We start from the raw sequence: 25,524 nt of genomic DNA, 5'->3' as shown, positions 1-25,524 counted from the left end.
GTCGCGGTCAGCGCCGGATACGATGCCACGGTGGAGACGCGGGAGTTGCGATACTTCGTCGCCGTCGCCGAGGAGTTGCACTTCGGGCGGGCGGCACAGCGGCTCGCAATGGCGCAACCGCCACTGTCTCGGGCGATCCAGCAGCTCGAACGGCGGCTGGGAGTGGTGCTGCTGCACCGCACCTCTCGCGGAATCGCGTTGACCGAGGCCGGGTCGGTGCTGCTGCGGGAGGCGCGGGCCGCGCTCGACGCGGTGAAAGCCGCGGAGCGCCGCACCCGCCGCGCCGCTGCCGATCGGCCGGGTGTAGTGCTGGCCACGAAGGCCGGAGCGTCCAGCGAACTGTTGTCGAAGCTGCTGGACGCCTACGCCGCCGAACCGGGCGCCGTCACCGTCGAGGTGATGCTGAGCGGGCCCGGCGAACAGGAAAGACTCCTGCGTGACGGTCGCGCCGACGTTGCCCTGCTCCACCGGCCCTTCGACACGATGGCCGGATTCGACACCGAGGACCTGCACACCGAACAACAGGTCGTGGTCCTGCCCGCGGGGCACCCCCTCGCCAACCGGGCCCATATGTCTTTGGCCGAGGTCTCCGCCCTGACGGACCTACCCTTGCCGCGCTGGCCTCGACAGGATGGGAGCTATCCGGACGGCCCCGGCCCGCAGGTTCGCGACCATACCCAGCTGACCCAGCTGATCGCGCTCGGCCGGACCTGTGCGGTCATGCCCGAGTCCGTCCGAACCCACTTGCGCGACAAGCACGCCATCGTGCCGGTACCAGACGCGCCGGCAGTCACGACCGTCATCGCCTGGCCACCGCACAGCAGATCCAAAGCCGTCGCCGACCTCGTCCGCACCGCATTACGCCTCTAGCCGATGCCTCTCCGCATGGTTCAGGAATCCACCCTGCAAGCTCGCCGCTGCCGAGTTCCGTGCGACCGGTGCAATCCCTCACAATCCGGCGTAGAGCAGCAATTTCACGCCAATTCCTCAGCTGTAGTGCACGTTTAGAACAGTTGGGTTGGCCGTTCATGCCCGCATGGCAGCGCACTCTACTGCCGCGACCCGGGCGTTTCGGGGTGGCCACCTGACAGGTCCGAAGATCAACGAGCTGAGACTATCTCGGGCCGTTTGCGTCCCTGGGAACATCCGCAACTGCCGATGAGCGAGTGGCACGTGCGGGTCTGCGGAAGATCAAGGAGTAGAGAACATCTCGGCAGTCAGAGCCGGGCATGATCTGTGAAACCGGCCCGTCCAGGGCAAGGCAGCGGACCCACTGCACAACAGAAAGCGCATGCCCCACGTATGTCGCGAGTGACAAGGTCGAGCACATCGCCACCGTCGCAACATCGTTCGACTGGACCTGGACGGAGGAAGACCTCGCCGTGCGAGCGGCCGCACGCGGCGAGACGGTCCTGACACCCTCGGTGAGCGCCCGGCTGCATCGCCGAAACCGCCAGTCGCACACCGAGCTGTCAGCGCGTGAACTCGAAGTCCTACGACACGTCGCACACGGATCGACCAATGCCGAGATCGGTCAAGCCCTGCACATCAGCGAAACAACCGTCAAAACCCACCTCCAGCGAGCATTCGCCAAGCTCGACGTGTCAGACCGCACTGCCGCGGTCACAACAGCCCTGGCGCGCGGGCTCGACGTCACGTTGTAAAGCTCCGGCGCTTCATCGCAAGCCAGCAGGCAATCCACGCGTTCGGCACCAGGGGACATCCGCTTCTGCCGATGATCAACGACCCGAGGCGATCTCGAGCTGCCCGTCGGGACGGAGCGCTCTCGCTAGTAGGTCGCCTGTACACCGAGTCTCTGAGGCGTCCATCCTCGACTGAGCGCGGCCCGGATCACCTCCGCGACCAGACCCGGGGCTATCACTGTGTCGTGATTGACCCAGGTCGCCATTCGCTGCCCAGCACCGTGGGCGATCTCGACCACGATGGCCAGTCCTCGTTCATCGTTCGGAGCCACCACCCATCGGTAGTCCACACCATCCACGTGGATAATTCGAGTCCCTTTGCGTGCCAAACCCATGGGGGTGATCAAACGGCACCCCAGCCACCACTGTCGAGCAGTTTTCGCTCTCAACACACGAAAGTGAGCTGGCATATCCGCTAAGAAGCCGCTTCCCGCGCTGACCGAACCGGCCGACATGGGGCGCTGGCGGCCGGAACCCGGTGCGGCGCAGAACGTTCGCTACTGCCTGCGGGACGTTCGCACGAGCGTGTACACGATCTCGGCTGCACCGATGAATTTCGGGTGGATCCGTCGTCGATACCTCTGGATGTACCGAGACAGACAGCAGTCGGCCTGTGCTGGGACCGTTCCAACGCAGGAAGAAACACATGGAGGCACTGGGATGCGGAAGTTGATTCTGAGCTTTTACGTCTCGCTCGACGGCAAAAGCGCTGACGCGGACAACGGAATCCGGGACGTCATGATGAGCGTCGACGACCAGGAGCAGGAGGAGTACTTTGTCAGCCAGCTGTGGGAGGCTGGAGCCTTCCTCATGGGCCGGAACAGCTACGAGATCATGGCCGGATACTGGCCCACCTCCGACCACCCGTCAGCCAAGGCCATGAACGAGATCCCCAAGGTCGTTTTCTCCCGCACCCTGAAATCCGCCGACGACTGGCCCGAGACCCGGATCGCCAGCGGTGACACGACCGAGGAGATCGCCAAGCTCAAGGCCGAGCCCGGCAAGGACCTCGTCGCCGCCGGCGGCACCGAGTTCATGCACTCCCTGATCAAGCTCGGCGTGGTCGACGAGTACCGGCTGTGGGTGCTGCCCGCCGCCACGGGCAAAGGCGCGCCACTGTTCCCCGAGCTGGATCATCCCGTGAACCTGCGCCTGGTGAAAAGCACGGCCTTCCCTTCCGGAATCCTCGAACTGGTGTACGCGCCAGCCGACAAGTAAGACCCCGCAAGCGAGGCACAGTCACAGTGGCACCGGGAGGCGTCTGCCCGTCCCGGTGCCGTTCAGTTCCGGGCGAGATCGCACCGGCCTGGACTACGCGCTGGCCGCGGTCACGTCGGCGGCGGGCCCGCGGCAACCATCTCACCATGGCTGAAGAAGGCGAATCACACCTGACCTGGGATCAAGGCCACGAGATGGCCGAACATGCCGTGTTCACCGTTGCTACTGGTGTCCCGGTCTTTCTCTGCGATCCGAGGAGTCCGTGGCAGCGCGGTAGCAACGAGAACACGAACGGTCTTCTCCACCAATACCTTCCCCGTCACCTGGTTTGCGCACCTACAGCCAAGCCGACGAACTGAGCAGGACCGAGGACATAGAGCCACCTGCCCCGGCAGTGTATGCGGACGGAGACCTGTTATCGGCGCGGATGTTCGGCCGCGGCGGTTCGCGACGATGTGCGTGATTACATGGTCGAACACCTCGGCGACCCGGAGGCGGAGTGCTCCGGTCGGCTGGCACTGCGCATCCGCTGCTCACGAAACTCAGCCGAGAGCCGGAGCAGCCAGGTCACCACTCGCTGGAGGCAACCAGCCGAAGACCCGTCATGGCTCGTACTCGGCGGTGAGATCAGTCGGCAATACGGCGCATCGCCCGATCCGGCAGGATCCCGGCCTGGACGAGTTCCTCGTAGATCCGCTGCTGCTCATCATCGAGATTCGAGTACAGCATGTCGTACGCCAGATCTTCCTCGGCGAGCACCGCGACCGGATCCCAGTCGTCGCCGAGCGCCGCGACTACGGCGCTGCGCCGTCGTACCTCGTCCAGCGTGAGGTCGTAAGCAAAATTGTGGTCGGCCATTTGGGCATCTCCAACCAGGTTCTTTCCAAAAACGAATTGACGACGATGCCCAACCACGCTTTCTCGAGCAATGACCTGCATCACGTTCCAGGGTTGGACTTCGTCACATTCGATGCCCGTGCACTGGACCGCGGAGTAAATGCGTCCACTGTGTCGAGTAGTGCGATGCGGTCCGGCACTCGATGATCAGAGTCGACGGTCGTCGCCCGGGATGAGTAGAGGAAGAGCGAAGCGGCAGAATTGATCGGCCGCGTCGAGGTTCTGCGGGGTCTTGCCCAGTATCGGCTCGAGGACAGCGGGAACGGGTGTGCCGGGCCAGGTGTGGCCCATACCGTGAATGGTCCACGCCTCCACCTGAGTTCCGCCGACACCGCCGCCGACGGCGCAGCGAGTGACCGCCAGGTGGGTCGGGTTGGCATCGGCCGGGCGCTCTTCGGCCGTCTCGTCGGGCGCGCATCGATTGATTTCGGCCCAGCGACGGGCGGTTTCGGCAAGCGACAGGGCGCGCCCGCGTAGTTCGCCGTTCGGGCCGCGACGCCGCGAGTATCCACCCTCGATCGGGAATCCGATCGGCAGTTCCGTTGATCAGCAAAGCCGAGACCGCATGAGTCGGCCGCAGATCGGCCAATGCGGCGGGCAGTCCGCCCGCGACCGCGGCGAACGCTGCCACCAGGTCGGCAGCCTCGAGCGCGACCCGGTGGGCCATGAACGCGCCGTTGGAGATGCCGGCCATGAGCACGCCGTCACGCCGCGTCCCGTGCCGATCGGCGCACCACTCGGCAATCGTGCGCAGGAAAGCGACGTCGTCGATGCCGTGTTCATCACCGGTGGTGACACCGCGGCCGTCGGCCCAAGCACCGGCGAAGGCATCCGGATAGGCCACCGCGATGCCGTACCGATCGGCGCACGCGCCGAAACCGGTCGTGCGTCGAGATCTCGAATCTGCCAAGCGCTGAACCGGTCCGAGCACCGACGAGCGGTGGCCGTGCAGAACCAGAACCCGCGGCGGGTCCGGACGCGGCGCGGAGGGTAGCTGTAGCGCGAACGAACGTCGGCGCGCATCGACCCGCAGCCGCACGTTCGCCATCGATCCCCCTACCGAGATATGCAGTATGGCTGCGCGCAGCGCGGCGGTCGCGGACGTTTTCATTATCGGGCAACTGCGAGGTGTTCTCCGTAGAACATCATCAGGCCGGTAGCCGCGGAAATAGCTGCGAGCAGCCAGAATCGGATCGATACCGTGGTCTCGGGCCAGCTGCTGAGTTCGAAGTGATGGTGCATCGGGGCTATGCGGAACAGGCGCCGGCGAGTGGTCCGGAAAACGACTATCTGCAACAGAACCGAGAGGATCTCGGCGCAGAACAATGCACCGATCACGACCATGAGCAGTTCGGTGCGGGTCGTGATGGACAGCCCGGCCAGCAACCCGCCCAACGCCAGCGATCCGGTATCGCCCATGAAGATCTTCGCCGGTGCCGCGTTCCACCACAGGAACCCCACGCAGGCCCCGCCCGCCGCAGCGCTGACCAGGGCCAGATCGAGCGGGTCGCGAACCGTGTAGCACCCCACCCCGGGACGGGTCGTGCACGCGTTGGTGTACTGCCAGAACGTGATCAGCACATAGGCGCCTAGAGTCAGACCCATCGATCCCGCGGCCAGACCGTCGAGCCCGTCGGTGATGTTCACCGCGTTCGACCACGCGACCACCATGATGCACACCGCCAGCAGGAACAACGCCGGGACGAACGACAGCCAGCCGACATCGCGCAGGATCGACAAGTGCCTGCTGGCCGGGGTCAGGCCGGTGCTGTCGGGGAAACGCAGTGCCAGCACGCCGAAAATGATCGCGGCACCGAATTGGCCGACGTACTTGCCGCGGGCGGTCAGCCCGAGATTGCGCCGCTTATAGAGCTTGATGAAATCGTCGAGAAATCCGACCAAACCCAGCGCGGTGGCCAGACCCAAAACCAGCAGCCCGGAGGCCGTGACTCCGGATGCGTTATAGCGCAAGCCGATCAGATGCGAGCCCAGATAGCCCGCCCACATGCCGATCACGATCGCGATCCCGCCCATGGTGGGCGTTCCGCGTTTGGCCTGGTGGCTACTGGGTCCTTCGGCGCGGATCTCCTGACCGAGTTTCTTCTCGGTGAACAACCGGATCAAGAGCGGCGTCAACGTGATCGACACTGCCAGAGCGACCATCGCCGCGAACAAGATCTGCCTCATCTGCCCCCCTGCGAGCGTTCCCATCGCGGCCCGCCGCATCGACACAACCCAAACGGTCAGATGTCAGCCAAGCACACCACCGAGAGCGACCGCTGCCTGTGTGGCGCACGCCATTCGGCTACCTGGAGACTTGTGGGCAGGACCGGGTGTCGCCGCCGACCGCTTCGCTCAGCGCCGTATGCGACAAGCCCAGGCGAGGATAGCGCAGATTGCGGGGCATTCACCGTGTTTCGGGGAGCATGACCGATACGGTTACCGATACCGAATGGCGTTCAGCCGCAACAGATCCCGGCCTTGAAGTCGAATCCCATGCCGTTTGCGGTCATGGTGACCAACTATTGGATTCCCGGACCTGGGGGGAGGGCCGCGAGGCGGACATCGGCAGTAGCAGACGTTCTGCACCGCACCAGGTTCCGGCCGCCAGCGGCCCCGCGCTGGCCGGTTCGGTCAGCGCGGTATGCGGCCAGTTGCGGAGCCGGGACCAGCCGCCCATCGAACAGGGTCCGCCAGAACGTGTTGAGGTCGTGCCCGGTCGACACCAGCGCTCCCGCCGCCCAGGGAATGGAGGGTTCAATCCTGGGCGCATCGGCCGCTGTCGCCTGGTAGCCGTGCAGGTGCTCGCCGCGGATCTCGCGCTCACCGGGCGGGGGCAAATAGGTGTCGTGCAGGCCGAGCGGGCCGATGATTCGCTCGGTCAGCTCATCGGAATAGCCGCGACCGGTGAGCTTCTCGATCAGCATGCCGAGCATGATGTAGTTGGTGTAGGCGTATCGGGATCCGGGCGCGAACTGCGCCGGCTGGCGCAGGGCGATCGCCAGCATCCGGGAAACCCCTGACCTCCGCCCTGAACCAGGGTGAGACCACCACCTATATGGCGATCCAGCCCTCACCGCGTGGCGCGCAAGGTGTCCGTCACCCCAGTGCGGAACTCGGTGAACATGGCCTCCACCATGGCTTTCGTCGTCGGTGGGGCGGTAGTGGGCGAGCCTGCGTCGAATGGTGGCCGTGGCGCGTATTCGGCCATCAGTTGCACCGTTTCGGCGTAGCGCTGGTCCCGTAACAGCGACAGGATGACGTAGCTCAGGTCCAATCCGGCACTGACGCCCGCGCCGGTGACTCGATTGCGGTCGACGACGACGCGTGAATCAGTGGGTATCGCACCTGCTTCGGCGAGCAGATCGCGTGCGACCCAATGCGATGTCGCCCGGTAACCATGCAACAACCCCGCCGCACCCAGCAGCAGTGAACCGGTGCAGACACTGGTAACCCATCTCGCTCTGGCGCCGCGATCCGCAACGAACCGAACCACGCTGTCCTCGCGCATCGCGGCCAGCGTTCCATCGGTCCCGCCGGGCACGAACAGCACATCGACATCGCGAGGGCATTGATCGAAGGTTGTCGTCGGCATCAGGGTCACTCCGGTATCGGTGATTACCGGGTCCATGGTGGCCGCGACCTGGTGCACGGTGGCACCTGACAGGCATGCGAACGCGTACTGGGGACCGATGAAATCCAGTGCCGTGCACCGAGGGTAGAGGACCATGGCGATCTGCTCTTTTCCGCTGAGCAGAGGTTCATCGACAGACTGGACCGGGGCTGAATTATCGCCCGGCGATCCGGCCTGTTCGCGCAGCCACGGCACACCGGCCAAAGCCGCGGTAGCGCCCATCAGAAAATCCCGGCGACCAGCAAACATCTCTGCCTTCCCAGCGCAGCCATCTCTCGGATTGCGGTGCAACAGATTTCGCTGACGCCACACACCCACCTTTCTACTACTGCACGTAGGAGATTGCCACAGTGAAGCTGAACCCTTTGCGGGAGAAGTGGTTACGGGAGATGGCTGTCCATGGACGGCCCCCTACTGGCCATGGATGAGGCTTAGTCGCCTGTCGCGGCGACGTGGAAGTCAGCCCTTGGCCCAGCCCACCTGGGATGTCCCAAGGGCACTGGCATCAGCCACGTATTCCAGTGCTGACCCGACACCGCACGAAAGTCGGCAGAAGCGGATGTCTTTGGGCCGCCGTCGGTCTCGCCGCCAGCCGCACCGCGCTGGCCGGTTCGGTCAGCGCGGTGTGCGGCAGGAGAGTGCGCGGCCATGCGGGCATGAACGGCCAACCCAACTGTTCTAAACGTGCACTACAGCTGAGGAATTGGCGTGAAATTGCTGCTCCACGCCGGATTGTGAGGGATTGCACCGGTCGCACGGAACTCGGCAGTAGCGGACGTTCTGCACCGCACCAGGTTCCGGCCGCCGGCGCCCGCGCTGGCCGGTTCGGTCAGCGCGGTATGCGGCATTTGCGGATGTTATCGGCTAGAGGCGCATCGCCGTACGGACAAGGTCGGCAACGGCTTTGGATCTGCTGTGTGGTGGCCAGGCGATGACGGTCGTGACGGCCGGTGCGTCCGGCACGGGCACGATGGCGTGATCGTCGCGTAGCTGGGCTCGCAGCGACTCGGGCATGAGCGCGCAGGCCCGTCCGAGCGCGATCAGCTGGGTCAGCTGGGTAAAGTCGCGAACCTGAGGGCCCGGGCCATCGGGATAACTCCCATCCCGTCGGGGCCAGCGCGGCAGGGGTAGGTCCGTCAGGGCGTTGACCTCGGCCATCGACATGTGGGGTCGGTTGGTGAGGGGATGCCCCGCGGGCAGGACCACGACTTGCTGTTCGGTGTGCAGATCCTCGATGTCGAATCCGGCCGTCATGTCGTAGGGCCGCTGGAGCAGAGCAACGTCGGCACGCCCGTTGCGTAGCAGGCCTTCCGGTTCGCCGGGCCCGCACAGCATTACCTCGACTGCGACAGCGGTGTGGTCGGCGGCGTAGGCGTCCAGCAGCTTCGACAACAGTTCTCTGGACGCTCCTGCCTTGGTGGCCAGCACCACACCGGGCCGCTCGGCAGCGGCGCGGCGGGTGCGGCGCTCGGCGGCTTCGACCGCTTCGAGAGCGAGCCGGGCTTCCCGCAGGAGCACCGACCCGGCCTCGGTCAAAGCGATCGCGCGAGTATTGCGGTGCAGCAGAACGACTCCGAGCCGCCGTTCGAGCTGCTGGATCGCCCGAGACAGTGGCGGTTGCGCCATCGCGAGCCGTTGTGCCGCCCGCCCGAAGTGCAACTCCTCGGCGACGGCGACGAAATATCGCATCTCCCGCGTCTCCACCGGGCCATGGTATCCAGCGATGACCACGACCGATACCCGTGCGGTATTGCCGCCGACCTGATCGGTCTTGGACGCTGCACCCGGATTCGCAGCAGGATCGCCGATGTGAGTGAACAGACGATTGCGCTGGTGACCGGCGCGAACAAGGGAATCGGATACGAGATCGCGGCGGGCCTGGGCGCGCTCGGCTGGCGAATCGGTGTGGGCGCGCGTGATCGGCAACGCCGCGACACCGCGGTGGAGAAGCTGCGCGCGGCCGGGACCGATGCGTTCGGTGTGCCGCTGGACGTGACCGACGATGCAAGTGTGGCCGCGGCAGCCGAATTGATCGCCGACCATGCCGGAGGGCTCGACGTCCTGGTGAACAATGCCGCGATCAACGGCGTCACCGGCGATATGCCGCAGACACCGACCACGGTCGATCCCGCGACCGTGCGAGCTATCGTGGAAACCAACGTGATCGGGGTCATTCGGGTGACCAACGCGATGCTGCCGATGCTGCGCGCTTCGGCTTCACCGCGAATCGTCAACATGTCCAGCAGCGTCGGTTCGCTCGCCCTGCAAACCACACCCGGCATCGACATGGGCCCAGTTCCTGCTGCCTACTTGGCATCGAAGACCTTCCTCAACGCCGTCACTATCCAGTACGTCAAGGAACTGGGTGATACCAACATCCTGATCAACTCCGGCTGTCCCGGTTTGACCGCCACCGACTTCACCGGTTTTAGCGGCGACCGTACACCGCAACAGGGAGCGGCCATCGCGATTCACCTCGCGACCCTGCCCGACGACGGACCGACCGGCGAATTCCTCAACGACGCCGGAACAGTGCCCTGGTGACGGGCACACCCGTGCGAACCATTCCCGTTCCCGAAGTCGGCCGCGCATGGCGCGCCGGAGGAGAAGCAAAAAAAATGACAAAGGCAGTCAGATACGACGAATTCGGCGGAATCGACGTCCTGCGGATCGCGGAGATCGACCGCCCCGTGCCCGGGGACGAGCAGGTCCTCGTGCAGGTGAGAGCGGCAGGCATCAACCCCGGTGAGGCGGCATTACGCGCCGGCGCGATGACGGACATCTTTCCCTCGACCTTTCCCTCCGGGCAGGGCAGCGATCTCGCCGGAGTCGTCGTCGAGATCGGCGCCGGAGCCGACCGATTCTCGCCCGGCGACGAGGTGATCGGATTCTCCGAGAAGCGGGCCGCCCAGGCCGAGCTGGTCCTCGTCGACGTCGACAACCTCACCCCCAAACCGAAGAACGTCCCATGGGAGGTGGCGGGCGGCCTATACATTGCCGGCGTGACTGCATGGGGGGCAGTGCATTCCGTACAGCTCGAGAAGGGCGAGACCGTCGTCATCTCCGGAGCCGCCGGAGGAGTCGGCTCGTTCGCCGTTCAGCTCGCGCGCCGTGCCGGAGCCACGGTCATCGGCCTGGCGAGCGAGGGCAACCACGAGTGGCTGCAAAGCCACGGCGTGATCCCCGTCGCATACGGTGACGGCGTCACCGACCGGATCAAGGCCGCCGCACCGGGCGGCATCCATGCCTTCATCGACACCTACGGCGACGGGTACGTCGAACTGGCCCTTGCCCTCGGCGTCGCAATCGAGCGGATCGACACCATCATCGATTTCGCAGCAGCCGCAAAGCACGGGGTCAAGACCGAACCCGGGCCCAACGGCAGGCCGGGCGCCGAGGTGCTCGCCGAATTGGCCGGCCTGATTGCCGACGGACACCTCGAAGTCCCGATCGCGAACGTCTACCCGTTGACGCAGGTTCGTCAGGCCTACACCGAACTCGAACGCAGACACACCCACGGCAAAATCGTGCTGAGGCCCTAGCTGACACACACAATGCGGCGCGCTTTCAAGGACTGCTCAACCGCGGGGGCTGATTCCCGTCAGCACGGTTGTCTGCAACCCCAAGACCACGACACTGCCGGCTACACATCCGGCATTCGGCAGTAGCCGATGTTCCGCCAGCCTCGGATCGGCACGGCCAGTTGATCTTCCGATGCCCGGTGCTGGGCCAGTTCGGTCAGCGCGGTATGCGGCAATTGAGTACGTTCGCCGCATCGGCCGCACCCTCTCGTTTTGGGGCTGTGTCGGAATCTGGTTGCCGATCCCGCAGAGCACCCGACACACTGCTCAGGTGAATGACGAGACCTCGGTGGACGATCTGATCGTCGCTGAGAAGGTGGTCCAGGCGCTCCGAGCCATCAGGACCGAAATGGACTGCAGTATCCACGAAGCCATCGACGAGTTCGGGCTGCGATACAACCGTCTGAGAGAGGAACGACCAGACGATTTCACGCTGCCGCACGGCGAGTACGGTCGCAACGTCTACACCTGAGGGCCAAGACTGCCGCGCCGACACCGCCTGTCGCCCGCCCCGCGCTGGCCGGTTCGGTCAACGCGGGGCGCGGCATGAGGTGTGTTCAGTTGCCGCCTTTGAGGGCCGGAGCTCCGGAATCTGGAATCTCTGTGTAGTCGGGCAATTCGACGCCGTTGATCGCGCGGCCGAGGAGCTCGGCGAACCATTCGCCGGTGAAATCGGGACTCGGCTCGGCGTTCGGACCGGGGACCTCGCGGCTGCGGGCGTTCAATCGGCCGATCTCCTGGTTGGCTTCGACGAACGAGCGCATCCGCTCCTCGTAGCGGGCGAACCCGGCCTCGGGATCCCAATTAGCGGCGGCCAGTTCACCGGCCAGCAGATAGGCGCCGACCAGCGCCAGCCCGGTGCCCTGGCCCGACATCGGCGACGAACTGAACGCCGCGTCCCCGAGCAACCCCACCCGTCCACACGACCAGCGGTCCATCACCACCTGGGCGACCTGATCCAGGTAGAAGTCCGGGGTGTCGTCCAGATGCGCGAGGATGTCCGGGGTCAACCAGCCCAGGCCCGCCATCTGCTCACGCAGCAAACGCTTCTGGGCCTCGACGTCACGGTAGTCGACGTCGAAGTCAGCCGCGGCGAAGTAGAACATGGACATCGCCCGGCTGGCGTCCTGGATGGGGCGCAGCAGTGCGGAGCGCCCGGGCTCCTGGTACTCGAGCAGCCAGCGGTCCAGCCCGAACTCGTTGGGCACACTGTAGAAGGCCAGCACGTGCCCCAGGTGGTGGAGGAACCCCTCGTGCGGCCCGAAGACCATCGCGCGCAGTGATGAGTGCAGACCGTCCGCCCCGATCACCAACTCGAAGCGCCGCCGGTCGCCGCCCGCGAAGACCACGTCGACCCCGTCCGCGTCCTGGATCAGCTCGGCGATCCGGTCGCCGAAGATGTATTCGACATCGTCACAGGTGGCTTCATAGAGCACCCGCGACAAGTCCCCGCGCAGGATCTCGATCTCTGCGATGAACCCGTCGCCACCGTCATCTTCGGCAGCAAAGGTCTCCAGCACGTTCCCGTCCGCATCCACGGTGTGCGCGCCTGCGGTGTCGGTGCAGGCCGCGCGCACCGCTGCGTCCAACCCCATTCGCCGGATGACTTCCTTGGCCACCCCACGTGCGTCCACCGCCTGCCCACCGGGACGCAACTCGGGTGCCCGCTCCACCACCGTCACCTCGGCCCCGCGTCGGCGCAGCCAGTGGGCCACCGCGGGCCCCGCGATGCTCGCCCCCACAACCAACACCCGGGGACCGCTCACCGCGTCTCCCTGCCCACCTGTCCAGATCGATTGCCCCTGCGCGGGATCGACGCTCATCACTGCCTCCATGTGGTCCTTCCGCGCTGCACAACGCGGTCACCGCTGTCGGTGTATTCAGCGGTATCGACGACGCACCCACACAGAATTCATCGGTACCGCCGAGATCGTGTCCACGCCTCCGCGAACGCCCTGCACTCGGCATTACCGGGCACTGACGACGTTCGGTCGGCGGGCTCAGATGACTCCTGCCAGTTGATCTTCCACGCACCCGCGCCGGCCGGTTCGGTCAGCGCGGTATGCGGCTCGAGAGTGTGCCGAGGACTTCATGTGGCGGACTTGCGTTGCGGTGGGAGTTGCTGCGCGGCAAGCAGTGAGATGACCGGGCCCAGGATGTCTCGGTGGGTATCGTTGGTGAGCTGGTCGATAACGACACTGCACCCAGCCCAGCCGGCTCCTGCTTGCTCAACCATCTCCTTCACGGCGGCGGCCTGGTTCCCTGTTTCGATCCAGTCGTCCACCAGCACGACACGATCCTCCCCTCTCAGTGACGACCGTTGAAGACGAAGCGTATGGGCGATGCCGCGATAGTCCGGGGCCGATCTTCGGGCGAGCTTCGTACCCGGAAGCATGCCCAGCCCCTTGCGGATCGGAACAAAACCGACGCCCAGCTCAACCGCCACAGCGGCGCCCAGCAGGAAACCGCGGGACTCGACGCCGCACACGGCGGTTACGCCGGTGCCGCGGAATGGCTCTGCCAGGGCCGTGACAACGACAGCAAGGGCTTCGGCGTCTCTGAAGATCGCCCAGACGTCGGCGTGGCCATCGATCCAACGGAAATGATCGGCAACGGCATCGTGTGCGGACAGGGACACAACGGGCAGTGTGGTGGTCGTCGCCCCTTGGACTCAAATGGATTTCACATGAGGCGTATCCACTACGGTCAATACGCCGTGGTCTACGCGCCGGGCTGATGCTCGCCGGTGCCCTGGACTGGGCGGTGACGATCATCCGCTCGGCCCGTCCGTCGACGTCAAATACGTTGCTGCACAGCTACCCTACCGAGCCAATCCAAGGATGCGATACGGGCGTTCGCCCGACCCCGGACACGCTGTGCCCCAATCACTTGCCGGTTAACGCGTTTTCGAGGCCCGTCGATCTTGACTCGACAGTGGCGCTCGCACCCTCACCCCACAGGGATGCGCGCGCCGGTTCGATCAACACAAGGAACAACATGCGCAAGACTCTGTTCACCCTGTCCGGACTCGCTTTCGCCACCGCCGCCGCGGTGCTGCCCGCGGCCCCGGCACAGGCCGCCCCCGGCTCCTGGGGCGCGATCGCGGTGTCCGACTACGGCGACCTGGGTTGGTCCTGGAACTACGACACCGAGGGCGCGGCGAGCCAGGCCGCCATCGACAAGTGCGCCAAGGCCAGCTGCTCGACCGTCACCACCTTCACCGGCTGCGGCGCGGTGGCCTTCTCGGAGTCGATGAACAAGTACACCGGCGGCTATGGCGCGACGCCGGATGACGCCGAGAACTCCGCCAAGTGGTACCCCGACTCGTACCTCGTGCGAACGGCCATCTGCAACGACTGAACCACCGGGGCCGGACGACCGCCCTGACCTGGTCGGCCGACCCCGGATTCCTTGCGCTGAAGCCCTTTCGGAGGCTTCAGCGTTCGGCGGCTTCGACCGCCTTACGCACCGTCTCCACATCGGCCGGGGCCGCCTCGTTCTCCCAGAACGGCGCGGCGACGGCGTAGGGCGTGCCGTAGACCGGGGTTTCGGGCTGGGTGCGCCAGCTGTCGGCGAGCGAGCCGATGTCGACGGTGTCGTAGCCGAGTCTGCTGATCAGTTCGGCCGCAGCGGTTTTCGCCGCGGTATCATCACCGGCGATGGGCAGCGCGGTGCGATCGGCCGCCCCGGCGGGGCGGGCCAGCACGGCCAGATGCTTGAACAGGATGTTGTTGAACGCCTTCACGACCCGTGAGCGCGGCAGATGCCGTTGCAGCAGTTCGGAACTGGTGGCCACACCCGCGACCAGATCGGCGAATTCGCCGTCGCGGTCGGGATAGTAGTTGTTGGTGTCGATGACCACCTTGCCGACCAGTGGATCGGCCGGTACCTGCTGGTACGCCTTGAGCGGTACCGTCACCACCACGATGTCCCCCGCGGCGGCCGCCTCGGCCGGGGTCGCGGCACGGGCCCGCTCCCCCAGTTCGGCCACCAGCTCCGCCAGGCTCTCCGGCCCTCGTGAATTGCTCAGTACCACATCGATCCCTGCGGCCACGGCCAGCCGGGCCAGGGTGCCGCCGATTTTTCCGCTTCCGATCAATCCGAGCGTTGTCATGCCCGCTGGCAACGCGGTCGCGGCGGGCAATGTTCCCGCGAGATTCTCCGGCGGTCACCGGGTGGGCGGATACGGGTCGCACCCACGGCCGCCGGCACGCGACGGCCGTGGGAGCTCGCCGGGCGGTCTCAGCCGAGGGTGATGGCGTCGAGGCGGGTGCGCAGGAATTCGGCGGAGACGACCGGCGCCAGGCCGGAGACTCGGCCGACGGGCGGCTCGAGGGGTGTCACCCGGGCGTCGTGGTCGAGTTCGTAGAAGTAGATGAGCGACACCAGGTCCTCGTCGGGTGCGGACTCCTGGGGCGGGAGTACGCGGTGGCGGCCCGCGGGCCAGCGCTGGCCGCTCCAGTAGGCCAGCAGGTCACCGATGTTCACGGTCACGGCGGATGGGTCGTAGGGGGCGTCCTCCCAGCCGCCGTCTGCGGTGTAGACCTGCAATCCGCCCGCGCCGGGTTCGCGGTCGAGGACGGTGACGGTGCCGAAGTCGGTGTGCGGACCGATCCGGAACTGGCCGGGTTCGGGCGGGCCGACCTCGGCCAGCGGCGGGTACCGGTTGATATTGCAGGTCCAGGTCGGGTGGCTCGCCAGGCCCTCGAAGGGGTTGTGCGGCAGGTCGAGTGCGGCGGCGAAGAGGGCGAGCAGTTCGTCGGACAGGGTGCGCATGGCCGCGGTGTAGGCGAGGAACAGCTCGCGCAGTTCGCCCACCTCCTCGGGCCAGACATTGTCGAGGAACCATACGGTGTCGATCAGCGCGTCGCCGGTGCGGGTGTCCGCGCCGATCGCGAAGGTCTCCTTGAGATCCGGCGGGGTCTCGGTGCCCTCGGCGTAGCCATTGGCCTCGAGGCCGGGACCGATCCAGCCGCGCCCGCCGACGGAGACCGCGTAGCGCTGTTTCACCTCGGGCGGGAGCGCGAAGAAGCGCCGGGCCGCCGCCCTCAGGTCGGCCGGAAGCCCGTGCGGCACACCGTGTCCGCGCACCAGGAGGAATCCGGCGCGCTGCATGCCCGCGTCCACCTCGCGCAGCACCGCGGCCGCGGACTCGCCGCCTTCGCGCCAGCGGTCCAGGTCGACGGTCGCGATCGGGGTCATTCGGCTACTCCTATGTCCTCGTTCCATAGCTCGGGCCGTTCCGTGATGAAGCGGGTCATCATGTCCACGCAGGCCGGGTCGTCGAGCACGGTGATGGAAACCCCGTGTGCGGCCAGCCAGTCGTGGCCACCGGTGAAGGTGCGCGACTCCCCCACGATGACCGCGCCGATGCCGAACTGGCGGACCAAACCGCTGCAGTACCAGCACGGGGACAAGGTGGTGACCATGATGGTGTCGCGGTAGTCGCGGCGGCGGCCGGCATTGCGGAAGGCGTCGGTCTCGGCGTGCACGCTGGGGTCGTCGTTCTGGACGCGGCGGTTGTGGCCGCGACCGAGCAGCATGCCGGCGCTGTCGAACAGGGCCGCCCCGATGGGAATCCCGCCTTCCCGCAGCCCGAGTTGCGCCTCTTCGTAGGCGGTGACCAGCAGATCCTGCGCATTGATCATGCCGATCATGCTGCCACCGCGGCGCGGGAGATCCGGAAGCGGTTGACGATCGGATAGGCCGCGCCGGAGAGCAGGAAGCCAACGAAGAAGGTGATGTCGCCCAGCTGCGGCACCGCCTTGGCGACGAAGCCGACGAACTTCTCCTGATTGGAGAACAGCAGCACCGACACCACCAGCCCGGCCAGGAACGCCGCCACGCCGGCCCAATTGCGGTGGCCGCGGTCGTAGAGAAGATGGTCGATGCGCTGACCGCGACGCAGGTACTCGTCGGCGAACACCACACCCAGCCACGGGCCGATCCAGTACGCGACGATGAGCAGGAAGCCCTCGTAGCTGGCCGCCGCATCCGGCAGCGCCCACCAGGCCACCAGGAACCCGATCACCCCGAAGGCCGCCGACACCAGCGCCCGCTGAGTGCGCACCGAGAACGTGAAACCCATGGTCACGAAAGCCATTGCGCCCGAGTAGACATTGAGCGCATTGGCGGCCACCGCGCCCACCGCGATGGCCAGCAGGGTCAGGTCCGCCAGCAGCTTGGGCAGGTTGGCGGTGAACACATCGGTGGGACTGCCCTGAGCGGCGCTCGCCACGGTCGCCGAGGCCACGCCGACCACCTCCAGCCAGACACAGGAAATGAACAGGCCCGCCGAGGCGTACGCGCCCGTCGCGACCCGTGACACCGTCGCGGGCAGATAGCGGGAGTAGTCCGCCGCGTAGGGATTCCAGCCCGCGCCGTAGCCGAAGGCGGTACCGACGGTGAGCAGGAATCCACCCATGCCGCCCACACCCCCGGCGGGTGCGGGCGCGCCCAGCGACGCCTTGCTGAAGATCACCACGGTGACGATGGCGAACACGATGGTCAGCAGCGGGAAGGCGATGCGTTCCACCGCCTGCACCAGATTGTGGCCGAAGAAGGCGAAGGCGGTCTGCACCACCACGATCACCAGCAGCGCGGTCAGTTTCGGCATGCCGGTCAGGGAATTCAGCGCGAACGCGCCGCTGACGGAGTTCGTCGCGAACCAGCCCACCCCGCACATGACCGCCATGAACGCGGCGGGCAGGGTATTTCCGCGATAGCCGAAGGCCAAGCGCCCCAGCACCATTTGCGGGACGCCGTGCAGGGGCCCACGCGCCGACAGCAGGTAGTGGGCGGCCGCGCCCAGCCCGGTACCCACGACGATGCCCAGGCTCGCCTGCCAGAAGTTCATGCCGTACGCGGTCACGGCGAGCACGCCCACGAAGACGGTGGCGAACTCCATATTGGGAGACATCCACGTCCAGAACAGCTTTCGCGGCGTGCCGTGCCGGGCATCCTCCGGGATACAGTCGTCGCCGCCGGGCTCGACGGCTATCACGCGGTCGCCGTAGGCGGGCCGGATCTCGGTGTCGGTCATGGCTTTCCGCCTCTCAGCGCTCGTGGGATTCTTCCAGCACGGTCCGGCCCAGCAGCGCGTAGCGACCGGGATCGGTGCGCCGAAGGTACAGGGCGTAGCCGATACCGGCGATGGCGACGGCGGCCACCAGGTACGGCGTCGCCTTCAGGATCAGCGATCCGGCCTCGCTTCCGGCGGCAGTGTCCATATTGAGGACCAGCAGCAGCACCACGCCGATCATGGCCACGCCACCCACCAGTGGGGCCACCAGAGTGCGGAACCAGTGCCGGGTTTCGGGGTGGTGGTTGCGGAAGTAGGCGATGACCGCGAAGGAACACACGGCCTGCACGATCAGGATCGCCATGGTGCCGAGCACCGCCATCAACGTGTAGAGGCTGGCGTAGGGGTCCTTGCCCGCGAGGCCGAAGGCCAGCACCAGCATGGCCGAGAAGGCGGTCTGCACCAGGCCGGCGATGTACGGGGATCCGTTCTGCGGGTGGGTCTTTCCGATCGTCCGCTGCAGCGCGGGAATCACGTCCTCGCGGCCGAGCGCGTAGAGGTAGCGGGAGGCGCAGTTGTGGAAGGCCATGCCGCAGGCCAGCGAACCGGTGACCATCAGCCACTGCATGGTGTCCACGGCCCAGTGCCCCACATAGCGTTCGGTGGGCGCGAAGAAGAGATTCATCGGATTGTCGGAGGCCGCCAGTTCCATGGCTCTGCCCTGCCCGTTGCCGGAAATGGTCATCCAGGAGATGAACAGGTAGAACACGCCGACACCGAGAACGGCGATCATGGTGGCGCGCGGGATGATTCGCTTCGGATCCTTGGATTCCTCACCGTAGATGGCGGTGGATTCGAACCCGACCCACGACCAGAAGGCGAAGAACAGTCCCAGGCCCGCGGACGCGCCGTGGAAGGCGTTGACCGGATTGATCGGAGCCAGCGACAACCCGTCCGGCCCGCCGCCGTGCAGCAGCACCGACAGCCCCATGACGGTCAGCACGGTCACCTCGGTGACCAGCAGCACGATGAGCAGCCGTTCGGCCACGGCGACACCGAACCAGGTACCCAGGCCATTGATCACCAGCATCAGGATGGCGAACACCCACCACGGAATGTTCACGCCGACCTGATCGGAGACGGTGTTGTGCGCGAAGCTCGAGAAGATGCCGATCAGCGACGGCTCGAACACCATGTAGGCGAAGGTGGCCAGCAGCCCGGCCGACAGGCCCGCGGTGCGGCCCAGGCCGTAGGAGATGAAACCGTAGAACGCGCCGGTGGTGGTGATGTGCTTGGCCATGGTGGTGTAGCCGACGGTGAAGGTGGCCAGCACCACCATGGCGATCAAAAACGCTGCGGGCGTGCCGATTCCGCTGCCGGCCGACATCATGAACGGAACATTCCCGGTCATCGCGGTGATGGGCGCGGCCGTCGCGACGGCCATGAACACCACGCCGAGCAGACCGACCACATTGGGTTTGAGCCGCGACACCCCCGCTGCGGATGTGTCCGATCCCCCTGAAAGTACGGTTGGTGCACTCGATTCCATGGTGAAGCTCCTCAATCTTGGTCGACTGACCTGCGAGGAATGTTCGGGCGGGAATGTTGCCTGGATATGAAACGGAGTTACCGGTAGAAACCAAAGACGTGACTCAGGTCACTATTCTTACAGTCGGCCGGAAAGGCGGGCCAGTATTTTACGGATCGTATGGCGCACAGCAATTTTGATGCGCACTCCCCAGCTGCCCGCATCACCGATCTGGCTTCACCTCGCTGAATTCAGCCGCTAGGGTGAGTGCATGGACAACGACCTCGCCCGCGAGGCGTGGCGCGTGCTGGAGCCTCTGCACGCCGTCACCTATTTCGCCGCCGACTGCATCGCCGCCAACAAAGCCATTGGCCTGCGCGGTTTCTGGATGGGCTACTTCGCGGCGCGCTCGGCCCCGCTCGGCGCGGTCGGACCGTCGGTCGTCGAGGCTACCTTCTACAACTTCCATCCGGCCATGGTCCGGCGGGCCATCCCGGACGCCTGGGGTTTCGCCGCACCGGACGCGATCATCGCCACCCGCACCATCGCCGCGGCCGCGGTCCTGCGCACCGTGGTGCCCGATATCGCCGACATCGCCGCCCGCGCCGTCCCGCGCCTGCAGCAGGCCATTGCCACCGCGCCGGCGGCGGGCCGCCCGCTCTTCGCCGCCAATCGCGACCTTCCCGTCCCGGACGACTCCGTCCACGCCCTCTGGCAGGCGGTCACGGCCCTGCGCGAACACCGCGGCGACGGCCATGTGGCGTGCCTGCTGAGCGAGGGCATCGACGGCTGCGAGGCGCACGTGCTGTTCTCGGCGTCCACCGGCACCTCCGCGCAGCTGTGGCGCGACAATCGCGGCTGGAGCGAAACCGATTGGAAGGCAGCGCGAGAGCGGCTCACCGACCGCGGCCTGCTGAACGCCGACGGCATCACCGAGGCCGGGCGCGCCCTGCGCGCGCACATCGAGGCCCGTACCGACGCCCTGGCCATGACCGCCTACCGCGGCGTCCCGGGCATCCTCGAAACGCTGTCCGCCCTCACCCCCGCCGCCCGCGCCGTGGTCCGCAGCGGCGAGGTCCCCTACCCGAACCCGATGGGCGCCGACCCCGCCTGAGGTCACCAGACGCCGGGAACCAGGCGCTTGGTCATGTGCCGATAGGTCTCGTAGGGTGCGCCCAGGGTCGCCACCAGTGTCTTCTCCTCGAGCGTGATCCGGCGCAGGAACGCGTAGACCGGGACCACGGTGGTGAGGAGCAGGGACACGTAGTTGCCGGCTGCCAGGCCGAAGCCCAGTGTCAGCAGCAGGATGCCGGTGTAGGAGGGGTGCCGGATCCACCGGTAGGGGCCGTTGCTGATGACCGGCTGGTCGCGGTCCACCTCGACGGTGGTGCGAAAGTGCTTGCCCAGCACCGCGATCGCCCAGGCTCGCACGACCAGGCCCAGCCACATGAGGGCGACGCCGAGGATCTGCCACGACAGGACCGGTCCGGGAAAGCGCAGCGGGCTGTCGGCCGGGAGGAAGATGCCGGCGAAGCTGGCGACCGTCATGGCGGCGGCCACCAGCACGAAGATGAGCAGCCTGGTGTGGCCGTCCCCGGCGGTGGAGCCGGTGCCGCGCATGCGATCCCGCACCCGCAGCGCGATCTCGAATGCCATCCACGCCCAGGTGGTGTACACGGCGATGGTCACGTCGGACTCCCTTCCAGTTCGAGATAACCATCAAACGGGATCGGCCGGCATCAGGGATCCACCCGGAGAATGAACTCTGGGCGCCCCGGATCAGACCTGATGCCGAGACCGCGGCCCGATCAGTACCGCTCGAGTCGAATGGCATTGGCGGCCTTCTCGATCGGCTTCATGATCGGGCGCAGGGCCATGCCCTTCCACGGCATCCAGCGCAGCATGCGCATCATGGTCATCTGCATGCGCAGGGCGCGGGCGTCGGCGGCGACCATCCGGGTGGCGTTGTTCCAGCCCAGGGTCAGGTTCTCGTCGACGTACTCGCGCATGCGGTCCTGGTAGGCGGCGAAGGCGACGCGATGGTCGCCCGCGGCGGCGCGCAGCTCACCGGCCAGCACGTACGCACCGACCAGAGCCATGCTGGTGCCCTGCCCGGACAGCGGGGAGGGGCAGTAGGCGGCGTCGCCGACCAGGGCGATACGGCCGGCGGACCAGTGCTCCAGGTGGATCTGGCTCACCGTGTCGAAATAGAAGTCCGGCGAGTCCGGTATGGCGTCGAGCAGGGTCGCCGTCTCCCAGCCGCCGTCCGCGAAGGCCCCGGCCACCAGCCGCTGCTGTGCGGCGGTGTCGCGGCGGTCCGGCAGCTGCTCGGGGGCGGGAAAGATGAACTGCGCCTTGGCCGCCGAGCGCTGCGTGCTGTACACCTGCACGACCTTGCCGGGGGCGGTGTGGATGAGCTCCCAGTGGTCGAGGTCGAGGTAGTTCGGCACCGAGACGACGCAGGCGGCCATGCCGGTGTGCCGGGCGAACTGATCCTCCGCGCCGAAGACGCTGCGGCGCACCGTGGAATGCATGCCGTCCGCGCCGATCACCAGGTCGAACACCTGGGGAGCGGCGTGCCGGAAGTGCACCTCGACGCCGTCGGCGTGCTCGATCAGCTCGGTGATGGCGTCGCCGAACCGGTAGTCGACGCCGCTCTTGGTGGCGTCGAACAGGATTCGCGCCAGGTCGCCGCGCAGCACCTCGTCGTCGCCGGGCGAACGCATGCCGATCAGGTCGGGTCCGAGGGTGGCGATCGCCTTACCGGTCGCGTCCACCCACGCGCCGCCGCGCATATCGGTGGAAGCCTTGCGGATCTCGTCGGTGAGTCCCATGCGCTCCACGACTTCCATTGCCACGCCGCGGATATCGACCTTGTACCCGCCCTCGCGCAGGGCCGGTGCCTGCTCCACGACGGTGACGGTGAAGCCGTACTTCTCCAGCCAGAAGGCGAGGGCCGGGCCGGCGACGCTGGCGCCGGAGATGAGGACGGTCTTGTTGGCGAACTGCTGTGTGCTGGTCATGTCACAAAGCTTCGGCCGGGGCGCTCACCAACTCCTCACCGTCGGCTCACCGGCCCTCATCAACACCATGACCTGCTATTTCAGGCGTCTCCCACGAGTGCGAGCCCCTCCCGCGCCCGCTCGTGCGCCTCGGTGATGGCGATCGAACCACCGGCCGGGATCTCCAGCACCGACCTGTACAGGCTCCGCGCTGCGGCCGGATCCTCGGCACGAGCGATATCCCCCAGGCCACGAAGTGCACCGGCGTACATATCGATCGCGCCGTGCGTCCGCGACAGCTCCGCCGCCCGTTGATAATCCGCGCGTGCCGCGTCGGTATCCCGCTCCGCCGCCCCGCCGAGGTGAATGTCGCCGCGACGGGTCAAGAGGTCGGCAGTGTCCGCGGCCCAACCCAATTCGGTGTTCACCGCGATCGCCTCGTCGATCAGAGCCAGCGAGGCGGCCCGATCGCCACGCCGCTCGGCCACGGCCGCCAGCTTGTCCAAGGTGGCAGCGATCGCCCACCGGTCCCCGATCCGCCGGAATCCCACCAGCGCCACGGCGAACTCCGGCTCGGACTCGTCGACCCGCCCGGACATGAACAACCCCATCCCGTCCCCCAGCCGCAGAAACGCCTGCGACCAGTCATCCGCCCCGAACAGCCGGCGCAACTCCGCAGGCTTCCCCGGCAGCATCCCGCCCGTGAGGGCGAGCAGAAAGATCAGATGCGGTCGCCGCATCGGATACTCCTGCGCCGCAACCCTCGCCGCCGCCCGCTCGACCTCGGCCGCGAGATCATCCCGTCCCCGCGCCGCCACCGCCACCGCCAACGCGTATTGCTCGGCATCCACGGCAACCGGCGACCCGGACCGGGACAGTTCGGAGAGCAGGCGGTTGGCGAGGGCGGGGCCGTCGCCGGAGTGGCCGGTGAGCCACCAGTACCAGGCTTGGGCGGCAATGAGGCGGGCGGCGAGGGCGGGGTCGGCGGTGGCGGACCAGTGCAGGGCGGACTGGAGGTTGTCGTGGTCGGTGGTGAGGCGGGCCAAGTGCTGTAGTTGGGTGGCGGTGCGTAGTTGGGGGTCGGCGGTCTCGGCTATGTCGGCGAAGTATTCGGCGTGGGCGCGTTGGGTTCTCTCGTGCTCGCCGGATTCGATGGCGCGGGTGCGGGCGAATTCGCGGATGGTTTCGAGCATGCGGTAGCGCCCGGCGGCGAGGTCCAGGAGGGATTTGTCGGTGAGGTCGGCGAGGAGGTCGTCGATATCGTCGATGTCGCACACCCGGCGGGCCTGTTCCGTGGTCGCGCCGCCCGCGAAGACCGAGAAGTGCTGGGCCAGTTGCTGTTCGGCGGGGTCGAGCAGTTCCCAGCTCCAGGCCACCACGGCTTGCAGGGTCTGGTGGCGGGGTTCGGCGGTGCGGTCGCCGCGGGCCAGCAGGCGGAAGCGGTCGGTGAGGCGGGCGTCGATCTCGGGGAGGTCGAGGGTGCGCAGGCGGGCGGCGGCGAGCTCGATCGCGAGCGGGAGGCCGTCGAGGCGGCGGCAGATGCGGGCGACCACCGCGATGGTGCCCGCGTCCGGGAGAAAGCCGGGGCGGACCGCGGCGGCGCGGTCGGCGAACAGGCGCACGGCCGGGGCGGCCAGCTGGTCGGCCAGCACCGAATCGGTTGAGGCCATGGGCAACTGGGGGACCGGGAACAGCGTTTCGCCCGTGACCCGCAGCGCTTCGCGGCTGGTGGCGAGAATGCGCAGGCTCGGGCAGGCCACCAGCAGGCGGTGCGCGAGGCGGGCGATGTCGAGGACGACGTGCTCGCAATTGTCGAGGATGAGCAGCAGCGGACGGTCGGCGAGCATGGCGACCAGCTGCGACTCGGAATCGCGGGGTCCGAGGGCCGCATGCGCCGACAGGTCGCGGCCGCCCAGGGCGCTCGCGATCGCCTGGGCCGCCTGCACACCGTCCACCAGCGGCGCCAATTCGACGAAGCAGACGTCGCCGCGGACCCGGCTGCCCGCCGCCAGCGCCAGGCGCGTCTTCCCGGTGCCGCCGGGGCCGATCAGGGTGACGAGGCGAGCCTGGGCGACCAGTGGCACCAGCCGCGCGAGTTCGTCCTCCCGGCCGACGAAGCTGGTGAGCGGTGTGGGCAGCCGCCGATCCGACACGGCCGATCCCTCATCCGCGCGCAGGATCGCCAGGTGGGCGTCCATGAGCTCGGCCGAGGGATCGGCCCCGAGCTCGTCGGCGAGCAGCCGTCGTCCCGCTTCGAAGGATTCCAGTGCCTCGGCCTGGCGGCCCGCCGCATACATGGCACGCATGAGCAGAGCGCGCGCCCGCTCCCGGAGGGGATGTGCCGCAACCAATTCCGACAGGGTCGCCACCACGGCCTGCGACTCCCCCACCGCCAGCGCGGCCTCCGCCCGATCCTCCTCGGCGGCCAGCCGCGCCTCGTCCAGCCGCGCGGCCCGACTCTCGGCGAAGGGCGCGTCCCGCACATCGGCCAGCGCCGGACCCCGCCACAATCCGAGCGCCTCGTCCAGCAGCGTCATCGCCGCGCCGGAATCCCGGTCCCGCAGGGCTTTCCGTCCCTGCTCGGCCAGCCGCGCGAACCGAAGCGCGTCCACCGCCTCCGGATCGACCGCCAATCGATAACCCGCCCCGGCGGACTCGACGAACTCCCTGTCCCCCACCGCATTCCGCAATGCCCGCCGCAGCCGCGACACCTGCGACTGCAACGCGTGCCCCACATCCCCCGGCGGCTCGGCCCCGTACAGGTCGTCGATCAGCCGCTCCCGGCCGACCACCCGCCCGGCATCCAATGCCAACACCGCCAGCAAGGCCCGCACCTGCGGACCTCCGATCGGAAACGGGCCTCCATCGGCCCGCCGTGCCTCGATCGGACCCAGAATCCCGAACTCCACGCGGCCAGTATGCCCGGGCGGGCGGAGGATC

Annotated in this window: 24 protein-coding genes and 2 pseudogenes; 10 read left to right on the top strand and 16 right to left on the bottom strand. The window is 67.2% G+C overall.

The features are described 5' to 3' along the window. Nucleotides 1-30: 30 nt before the first annotated feature. From ABZ909_RS40355 to ABZ909_RS40340, 4 genes and pseudogenes are all read left to right on the top strand, one after another. Nucleotides 31-870 carry a LysR family transcriptional regulator gene (locus tag ABZ909_RS40355; protein ID WP_357011123.1) on the top strand — a complete coding sequence of 280 codons (840 nt, stop codon included), beginning with the start codon at nt 31-33 and terminating at the stop codon, nt 868-870. Nucleotides 871-1,379: 509 nt separating this feature from the next. Beyond that, nucleotides 1,380-1,664: pseudogene (locus tag ABZ909_RS40350) on the top strand (response regulator transcription factor); the annotation flags it as partial. Between the two features lie 699 nt (nt 1,665-2,363). Next, nucleotides 2,364-2,921, top strand: coding sequence for a dihydrofolate reductase family protein (locus ABZ909_RS40345; protein WP_357011121.1), 558 nt, complete (start codon nt 2,364-2,366; stop codon nt 2,919-2,921). 170 nt (nt 2,922-3,091) lie between these two features. Then, nucleotides 3,092-3,241 (top strand): annotated as a pseudogene (locus ABZ909_RS40340) (IS30 family transposase); the annotation flags it as partial. A gap of 307 nt (nt 3,242-3,548) precedes the next feature. Here the strand turns inward: ABZ909_RS40340 and ABZ909_RS40335 are convergent. Together ABZ909_RS40335 and ABZ909_RS40330 are read right to left on the bottom strand one after the other, a co-directional pair. After that, nucleotides 3,549-3,797, bottom strand: a complete 249-nt coding sequence (locus ABZ909_RS40335) for a DUF6400 family protein (RefSeq protein ID WP_357011147.1) — start codon at nt 3,795-3,797, stop codon at nt 3,549-3,551. 168 nt (nt 3,798-3,965) lie between these two features. After that, nucleotides 3,966-4,109: a hypothetical protein gene (locus tag ABZ909_RS40330; protein ID WP_357011119.1), complete on the bottom strand. Its 144-nt coding sequence runs from the start codon at nt 4,107-4,109 to the stop codon at nt 3,966-3,968. Nucleotides 4,110-4,383: 274 nt separating this feature from the next. On the opposite strand from ABZ909_RS40330, the gene ABZ909_RS40325 reads away from it, so the two are divergent. Further along, nucleotides 4,384-4,812 (top strand): hypothetical protein, encoded by a 429-nt coding sequence (locus ABZ909_RS40325; RefSeq protein ID WP_357011117.1) that lies wholly within the window; start codon nt 4,384-4,386, stop codon nt 4,810-4,812. A 116-nt stretch (nt 4,813-4,928) separates the two neighbouring features. Here ABZ909_RS40325 and mraY read toward each other — a convergent pair whose 3' ends face one another. From mraY to ABZ909_RS40305, 4 genes are all read right to left on the bottom strand, one after another. Next, nucleotides 4,929-6,005: a phospho-N-acetylmuramoyl-pentapeptide-transferase gene (gene mraY / locus ABZ909_RS40320; RefSeq protein WP_357011115.1), complete on the bottom strand. Its 1,077-nt coding sequence runs from the start codon at nt 6,003-6,005 to the stop codon at nt 4,929-4,931. Between the two features lie 335 nt (nt 6,006-6,340). Beyond that, the gene (locus ABZ909_RS40315) at nt 6,341-6,895 is read right to left on the bottom strand and encodes a serine hydrolase domain-containing protein (protein WP_357011113.1); all 555 of its coding nucleotides are present in this window, start codon (nt 6,893-6,895) and stop codon (nt 6,341-6,343) included. After that, a complete protein-coding gene (locus ABZ909_RS40310; protein WP_357011111.1) occupies nt 6,892-7,764 on the bottom strand; it encodes a DJ-1/PfpI family protein in 873 nt (290 codons plus the stop codon). Before ABZ909_RS40310 ends, ABZ909_RS40315 begins: the two co-directional genes overlap by 4 nt. Before the next feature lie 552 nt (nt 7,765-8,316). Beyond that, nucleotides 8,317-9,378, bottom strand: a complete 1,062-nt coding sequence (locus tag ABZ909_RS40305) for a LysR family transcriptional regulator (RefSeq protein WP_357011109.1) — start codon at nt 9,376-9,378, stop codon at nt 8,317-8,319. On the opposite strand from ABZ909_RS40305, the gene ABZ909_RS40300 reads away from it, so the two are divergent. The 3 genes from ABZ909_RS40300 (at nt 9,262) to ABZ909_RS40290 (ending at nt 11,505) form a co-directional block, all read left to right on the top strand. Next, nucleotides 9,262-9,996, top strand: coding sequence for an SDR family NAD(P)-dependent oxidoreductase (locus ABZ909_RS40300; protein ID WP_357011107.1), 735 nt, complete (start codon nt 9,262-9,264; stop codon nt 9,994-9,996). The genes ABZ909_RS40305 and ABZ909_RS40300 overlap by 117 nt on opposite strands. A 74-nt stretch (nt 9,997-10,070) precedes the next feature. Further along, nucleotides 10,071-10,994: an NADP-dependent oxidoreductase gene (locus tag ABZ909_RS40295; RefSeq protein ID WP_357011145.1), complete on the top strand. Its 924-nt coding sequence runs from the start codon at nt 10,071-10,073 to the stop codon at nt 10,992-10,994. Nucleotides 10,995-11,304: 310 nt separating this feature from the next. After that, nucleotides 11,305-11,505, top strand: a complete 201-nt coding sequence (locus ABZ909_RS40290) for a hypothetical protein (RefSeq protein WP_357011105.1) — start codon at nt 11,305-11,307, stop codon at nt 11,503-11,505. An 85-nt stretch (nt 11,506-11,590) separates the two neighbouring features. Here the strand turns inward: ABZ909_RS40290 and ABZ909_RS40285 are convergent, their stop codons facing one another. Both ABZ909_RS40285 and ABZ909_RS40280 read right to left on the bottom strand, forming a co-directional pair. Then, nucleotides 11,591-12,856, bottom strand: a complete 1,266-nt coding sequence (locus ABZ909_RS40285; RefSeq protein WP_357011103.1) for an FAD-dependent monooxygenase — start codon at nt 12,854-12,856, stop codon at nt 11,591-11,593. A gap of 266 nt (nt 12,857-13,122) precedes the next feature. After that, nucleotides 13,123-13,671 (bottom strand): phosphoribosyltransferase family protein, encoded by a 549-nt coding sequence (locus ABZ909_RS40280; protein WP_357011101.1) that lies wholly within the window; start codon nt 13,669-13,671, stop codon nt 13,123-13,125. 359 nt (nt 13,672-14,030) lie between these two features. On the opposite strand from ABZ909_RS40280, the gene ABZ909_RS40275 reads away from it, so the two are divergent. Then, a complete protein-coding gene (locus ABZ909_RS40275) occupies nt 14,031-14,393 on the top strand; it encodes a DUF4189 domain-containing protein (RefSeq protein WP_357011100.1) in 363 nt (120 codons plus the stop codon). Between the two features lie 76 nt (nt 14,394-14,469). Here the strand turns inward: ABZ909_RS40275 and ABZ909_RS40270 are convergent, their stop codons facing one another. From ABZ909_RS40270 to ABZ909_RS40250, 5 genes are all read right to left on the bottom strand, one after another. Then, entirely contained in the window at nt 14,470-15,147 is a 678-nt protein-coding gene (locus tag ABZ909_RS40270) for an NAD(P)-binding domain-containing protein (RefSeq protein ID WP_357011098.1), read from the bottom strand. Nucleotides 15,148-15,275: 128 nt separating this feature from the next. Next, on the bottom strand, nt 15,276-16,235 hold the full coding sequence (locus ABZ909_RS40265) for a 2-oxoglutarate and iron-dependent oxygenase domain-containing protein (protein ID WP_357011096.1): 960 nt from the start codon (nt 16,233-16,235) through the stop codon (nt 15,276-15,278). Then, nucleotides 16,232-16,681, bottom strand: coding sequence for a nucleoside deaminase (locus tag ABZ909_RS40260; RefSeq protein WP_357011094.1), 450 nt, complete (start codon nt 16,679-16,681; stop codon nt 16,232-16,234). The genes ABZ909_RS40265 and ABZ909_RS40260 overlap by 4 nt, the downstream gene beginning before the upstream one ends. A 5-nt stretch (nt 16,682-16,686) precedes the next feature. Then, a complete protein-coding gene (locus ABZ909_RS40255; protein ID WP_357011092.1) occupies nt 16,687-18,075 on the bottom strand; it encodes a cytosine permease in 1,389 nt (462 codons plus the stop codon). A 13-nt stretch (nt 18,076-18,088) separates the two neighbouring features. Beyond that, nucleotides 18,089-19,603, bottom strand: a complete 1,515-nt coding sequence (locus ABZ909_RS40250) for an APC family permease (protein ID WP_357011089.1) — start codon at nt 19,601-19,603, stop codon at nt 18,089-18,091. Nucleotides 19,604-19,853: 250 nt separating this feature from the next. On the opposite strand from ABZ909_RS40250, the gene ABZ909_RS40245 reads away from it, so the two are divergent. Continuing rightward, nucleotides 19,854-20,696, top strand: coding sequence for a hypothetical protein (locus tag ABZ909_RS40245; protein WP_357011087.1), 843 nt, complete (start codon nt 19,854-19,856; stop codon nt 20,694-20,696). A 2-nt stretch (nt 20,697-20,698) separates the two neighbouring features. Here ABZ909_RS40245 and ABZ909_RS40240 read toward each other — a convergent pair whose 3' ends face one another. From ABZ909_RS40240 to ABZ909_RS40230, 3 genes are all read right to left on the bottom strand, one after another. After that, nucleotides 20,699-21,271 carry an isoprenylcysteine carboxylmethyltransferase family protein gene (locus ABZ909_RS40240; RefSeq protein WP_357011086.1) on the bottom strand — a complete coding sequence of 191 codons (573 nt, stop codon included), beginning with the start codon at nt 21,269-21,271 and terminating at the stop codon, nt 20,699-20,701. A gap of 119 nt (nt 21,272-21,390) precedes the next feature. Further along, nucleotides 21,391-22,605, bottom strand: coding sequence for an FAD-dependent monooxygenase (locus ABZ909_RS40235; RefSeq protein WP_357011084.1), 1,215 nt, complete (start codon nt 22,603-22,605; stop codon nt 21,391-21,393). A gap of 80 nt (nt 22,606-22,685) precedes the next feature. Further along, nucleotides 22,686-25,493 carry a BTAD domain-containing putative transcriptional regulator gene (locus ABZ909_RS40230; protein WP_357011082.1) on the bottom strand — a complete coding sequence of 936 codons (2,808 nt, stop codon included), beginning with the start codon at nt 25,491-25,493 and terminating at the stop codon, nt 22,686-22,688. Between the last annotated feature and the right edge of the window lie 31 nt (nt 25,494-25,524).

Source organism: Nocardia sp. NPDC046763 (assembly GCF_040645495.1).
GTDB lineage: Bacteria > Actinomycetota > Actinomycetes > Mycobacteriales > Mycobacteriaceae > Nocardia.
This window is presented reverse-complemented; position numbering and strand designations above follow the sequence as displayed.